This is a genomic window from Xenorhabdus sp. SGI240 (assembly GCF_040081915.1).
Taxonomy (GTDB): domain Bacteria; phylum Pseudomonadota; class Gammaproteobacteria; order Enterobacterales; family Enterobacteriaceae; genus Xenorhabdus; species Xenorhabdus bakwenae.
In genome coordinates this window covers 1-4,551 of record NZ_JBEBMB010000046.1, presented here as the reverse complement: position 1 = coordinate 4,551, position 4,551 = coordinate 1, and the positions used below count along the sequence as shown (strand labels likewise).

Annotated in this window: 3 protein-coding genes and 5 pseudogenes; 3 read left to right on the top strand and 5 right to left on the bottom strand. The window is 38.8% G+C overall.

Translation table 11 applies throughout. From position 1 onward, the window contains the following. Together ABLA76_RS11450 and ABLA76_RS11445 are read left to right on the top strand one after the other, a co-directional pair. A partial coding sequence (locus ABLA76_RS11450; RefSeq protein WP_348988019.1) for a hypothetical protein occupies nucleotides 1-235 on the top strand: 235 nt, incomplete at its 5' end. A gap of 1 nt (nucleotide 236) precedes the next feature. Then, nucleotides 237-576, top strand: a pseudogene (locus ABLA76_RS11445) (recombinase family protein); the annotation flags it as partial. Between the two features lie 205 nt (nucleotides 577-781). Here ABLA76_RS11445 and ABLA76_RS11440 read toward each other — a convergent pair. Both ABLA76_RS11440 and ABLA76_RS11435 read right to left on the bottom strand, forming a co-directional pair. After that, nucleotides 782-1,048, bottom strand: a pseudogene (locus ABLA76_RS11440) (DNA methyltransferase); the annotation flags it as partial. Between the two features lie 3 nt (nucleotides 1,049-1,051). Further along, nucleotides 1,052-1,812 (bottom strand): IS5 family transposase gene (locus tag ABLA76_RS11435; protein ID WP_348988018.1). Its coding sequence is split into 2 segments (ribosomal slippage): nucleotides 1,052-1,587 and nucleotides 1,587-1,812, totalling 762 coding nucleotides; the frame shifts between segments, so codons are not numbered across the junction. A 364-nt stretch (nucleotides 1,813-2,176) separates the two neighbouring features. On the opposite strand from ABLA76_RS11435, the gene speD reads away from it, so the two are divergent. Next, on the top strand, nucleotides 2,177-3,682 hold the full coding sequence (speD, locus tag ABLA76_RS11430; protein WP_348988017.1) for an adenosylmethionine decarboxylase: 1,506 nt from the start codon (nucleotides 2,177-2,179) through the stop codon (nucleotides 3,680-3,682). Between the two features lie 271 nt (nucleotides 3,683-3,953). Here the strand turns inward: speD and ABLA76_RS11425 are convergent. From ABLA76_RS11425 to ABLA76_RS11415, 3 pseudogenes are all read right to left on the bottom strand, one after another. Further along, nucleotides 3,954-4,082, bottom strand: a pseudogene (locus ABLA76_RS11425) (IS30 family transposase); the annotation flags it as partial. 6 nt (nucleotides 4,083-4,088) lie between these two features. After that, nucleotides 4,089-4,271: pseudogene (locus ABLA76_RS11420) on the bottom strand (transposase); the annotation flags it as partial. Then, a pseudogene (locus tag ABLA76_RS11415) lies at nucleotides 4,267-4,551 on the bottom strand (hypothetical protein); the annotation flags it as partial. The pseudogenes ABLA76_RS11415 and ABLA76_RS11420, both read right to left, overlap by 5 nt.

The following is a 4,551-nucleotide window of genomic DNA, read 5'->3' as shown; positions in this document are numbered from 1 at the left end:
CATGGCAGTTTCTACGGTTATTATTAACAGGATGCTGATTATAAATCACAAACAGCTATCAATCCTATTTCTATGTACCGAATGCACTCAGTTAATCCCGTTGGTCAATTTAGACCCGTTTGCCCTGGGCTGGTCGCTGGATTTATCCGAAAGCACGATTGCCGTGGCCTCGGCGTATCGCCATGCCATGAAGCATCACGGTAAGCCGCTGTTTGTCTACTCCGATAAGCAATGACGGCATCCACTTTCAAAGCCTGACCGATAGTATTGATACCAGCTCACCAATGGGCCGGTTTTTCTTTTATGTGATGAGTGCATTGGCGGAAATGGAACGGGAACTGATTATTGAACGCACGAATGCTGGGCACGAATGCTGGATTAGCCGCAGCACGGGCATAGGGGCGAATTGGCGGACGTCCGGTGGCACTGCCGGAAGATAAATATCAGCAGGCGATCCAATTGTTGAGTCAGGGAAAAACACGGCGTGAGATCGCCAATGCGTTTAATATTTCACTGTCAAGCATACATGGACGCCCCTTCATGGTGGACGCTCCCGTTATTAATTGGCTGTGTTGAATACACTTCCATTTTGGCACACTGATGCCGCTTAAATGGGACATCCATCCCATTATTTACAAATACCTGCCTGTAGGCCGTGAGGCTAATGATGACATTTTTTAATCAGGCGTTTTATTCTGCACTGTGCATTATGGGGCGGTAATTTTCACTTAGAATAGTGCAGAATATACCGCCAAATAGTGCAAAATTGGTCGCCACGCTACAGCAGTTCGGTATCAGAGGCCAGACGTGAACCACAAAACATATACAGGCTTCCGTTCAGTTTTAATACCCGCCAGAATTCGGCAAGCAGTTCATCCAGCCACGCAAGGTAAGCCGTAGCATCTGACCACTGGTTATCCCAGCGACAATCTTTTACGCGAAAGTAGGGCGGGTCAGTGGCGATCAGGTCGATGCAGTTATCCGGCAGGGTTTTGATAAATTTCAGAGAGTCATCGTTGACTAGGGTCTGTTGATGTTTTAAGGTCATAATTCAATCAACCCACATCGGCAACCAGACAATGATAAATGCCAGTGACACCATGCTGGCATAATTCCGCTCAAGTTTATCGTATCTTGTTGCTATGGCTCGAAAATGTTTGATTCTGGCAAAGGCGTTTTCCACCAAGTGACGATGCTCGTATAAACATTCATCAATGCGTTGGTCGGATTTTCGACTATTTTTGCGATAAGGGATCACCGGAGTGGCTCCTCGCTGTTCAATAAACATCCTGAAACGCTGGCTGTCATACCCTTTGTCAGCGATAACTGCTTCGGAGGAGGGAGATGCAACGACAAGGCTTTCTGCGTGAACACTATCGTGAACCTGACCACCTGAAAGTTCAAAATGAACAGGCAACCCACCATTGTCTACGGCTAAATGGAGCTTGGTTGAAGATCCGCCACAGCTTTTGCCAATGGCTTCATCGTCATCTGACGCAGCGCTCGCACTGTGTTGGTGAGCCCGAACGATAGTGCCATCAATAAACAGCCATTCCTTATCAGCAATTCTAGATAACCATTTGAAATAACCTGAAAAATTTCTTTCTTTGACCCGGAGTTAGAACGTGAAAAGACGCGATTCCATTTGCCAAATTCGTCCGGTAAATCGCGCCAGGGGATACCCGTTCTCATGTGATAAAGAATGCCTTCCAAGGTCAAACGGTGTTCAGGTTTGTTATAAACCCAACCCGTGTGTTGCATAAATGCAGATAGCTTATTCCAAGCAAGATCGGTTAACATAGTTCGCAGAATGATGGTGAGGTCTGGTTGTTTTTTAGCGAAAGTAATTATACCAAACCATCATGCTGTCTAATAATCCCTCGCAAAACATCAACAGACCCTAAACAATAGGCTAAATATTATATTTATGATAATTCTAGCCATTTAACACACAATCAATTAGCACTTCAGACAGTTGTCTGATAACAGAATGTCACTTTTGTTTATTATTTCAATTAAAATAAAAACTAGTTGAAATTCATGTTTCTCTATATAGTGAAAATTATAATACATAAATTACAGGAAGATAAATTTACAGATTTATAAAAAACAAAAGCAATATCTTGGAAAACAATTGAAAAAATAGAATTAAAGGTTAGATCAAAAAGAGATTATAATGAACAAACTTAATGCTATAAAAAACAACATGAAGTTATCACACCCAGTTGAAATTCTAGAGGAGTTATTAATATTATTATATTTATATGGCCACACTTCAAACAGAAACCTTTCATTAAATAGTAGATTACCTATCCCTATCATTTCAGCATTCAAAAAAGAATTAATAAAATATAATTATGCTGAAAACAAAGGTACTTTTAAATTAACCCACATAGGCATGAAATATGTACAAGAGGAGCTAGGATATAAATCAGTTGATATCAATAAATATAACCTTCTGTTATCAAAGGAGAAACGAGAAGAGTTTGAGAAAGAGCTTTCCGTTTTATTGGAGCCAATATATAACAGCAGGCCTCAAGTCAATGTTTTGTTAGATCAAGCACATGCAACATTAGAGACATCAATACGCCGGGTCATGCTATTACTTAATAACCCAAGAGTATTTAAACAAAATATTTTATTTTTGGGTGATGATGATTTGACTTCCTTAGCCCTGATGATGGCATTTAAAAATCTCGACTACGACTGCTCAAAAAATATTTTTGTCAAGGATATCGATCAAGATCTACTAACATTTATTCGAGATGTCGCAGAGAAAAATGATTTCGTCATTAATACTGAATACTTAGATCTAAAACTCTCTAATGTATACACTAAAAACTTTGACATCGTCTTGACAGATCCACCTTATACATTGAGCGGATTAAAATTATTTTTATCACGCGCTATTAGTTTCACTAAAAATGATAATAGTGAGATCTTACTCTCCTTTGGTCAAAAAAAACCAATGGAAAACCAAGAAGTTCAAAGGTTATTCAACAATCAGAATCTTCTTATCAGGAATATTTATCCGCAATTCAATAAATATCATGGCGGAAGTATTATCGGTAATGTCAGCGATCTCTATGTTCTTTCTGTTACACCTCAAACCTACCCGATGATCTCAGGGAGAAATCATTATTCAGATAAAATCTATACTGGAGAAATTAACCCTCGTATAAAATTTTACCAATGTAAATCATGTAATAACATGATAACCATTGGGCACGGAAAGAACATATTAACGATAGAACAGCTCATAGAGGCAACTTGTAATAAATGTCACGACACTAAATTTCAATATCGTGGTCAGGAAAAAGTAAGCTCATCGGATCATACACGACAGCTTGGCACTCACATTATTATAGATATGAAAGATTGTGATGCAGAGGTACTGAAATCTGTATCAGCCATTGAAAAAATCATGCTTGATATTGCCCAACAATGTGAGCTGAATGTTGTTACTCATAATTTCCATCAATTCCAGCCATGGGGTGTCAGTGGTGCACTAATATTAGCAGAGTCCCATTTTACCATTCACACATGGCCTGAATATCAGTACGCCGCTCTTGATTTATTCGTTTGCAATGAATTTAAACATCAAGATACATTTATGATTCAGCTACAAACGCAGCTTAATGTTCAAGAATATGAATATAAGATACTACAGCGGGGTTTTTAATTTTAAAATAAATAGAATATCTTCTTAACACCTTATTCAACGTTGAAGCATTAAGTTTATTCACTCAACGAAAGAACTGATTGTTAATTAACCGGATGTGAAAGACAATCAGTTACAGAGTAAATAATATAAATCGTTATGCTATTTCGTATAAACCTCCCGGAACCTGCTAGCCTGATACCCAAAAACCACAATAGGGCTATGAAAGCTCCTTTAGATTAAACCGTTTTATATAAAAAATACTTGAATTCACATATTAAGTGCAACATCGTTATAAACGAAGTAAATGAGTTTTTGTCCCTTTAAATATCTCCTCCGGTGTACTATAACCACGTGTTTTTCGTGGCCGCTTATTTAAGCTGTTTGCCGCGAGATTTATCTCCAACTCTGATACCTTATTAAGTCCTCAAGAGAAATTAACTGCAAATTGGCGACCATAACTTTCAAATAAAGTATTTAGCTCATGATCCATTGTATCCTGAGTCCAAGTGATAAAACGTCGCCAGTGATATTTAGCCTGTCTCCAGACGATTTCAATCAGATTCAGCTCTGGGCTGTAGGCGGGAAGGTAAAGTAAAAACAGGTTATATTCTCGTCATAGACAGGATCTTAAGAATTAAGTCTTTCAAAACACGCATCCAATGTTTTGTTTTTACATGATTTTTTTTGTGATGTTTTGAAAGCGTTCCGGCATAAATATTCTGCGCTTTTTCCAGCCAAAAATACGTTTCCGACCACGCTGTTTGGAGCAGAGTTTCTATAATTGGCCTGAGCCAGATGTCTGTATTTTGGGCTGCTTTGAACAATGAGACGGTAGAAAATAACTGGCTTGCCAACGAACGCCTGAACAGCAGTGCCAGTAAACTGAG

Coding starts and splice junctions, on each gene's coding strand:
- speD (WP_348988017.1), top strand. CDS start 2,177: ATGAACAAACTTAATGCTATAAAAAACAACATGAAGTTATCACACCCA.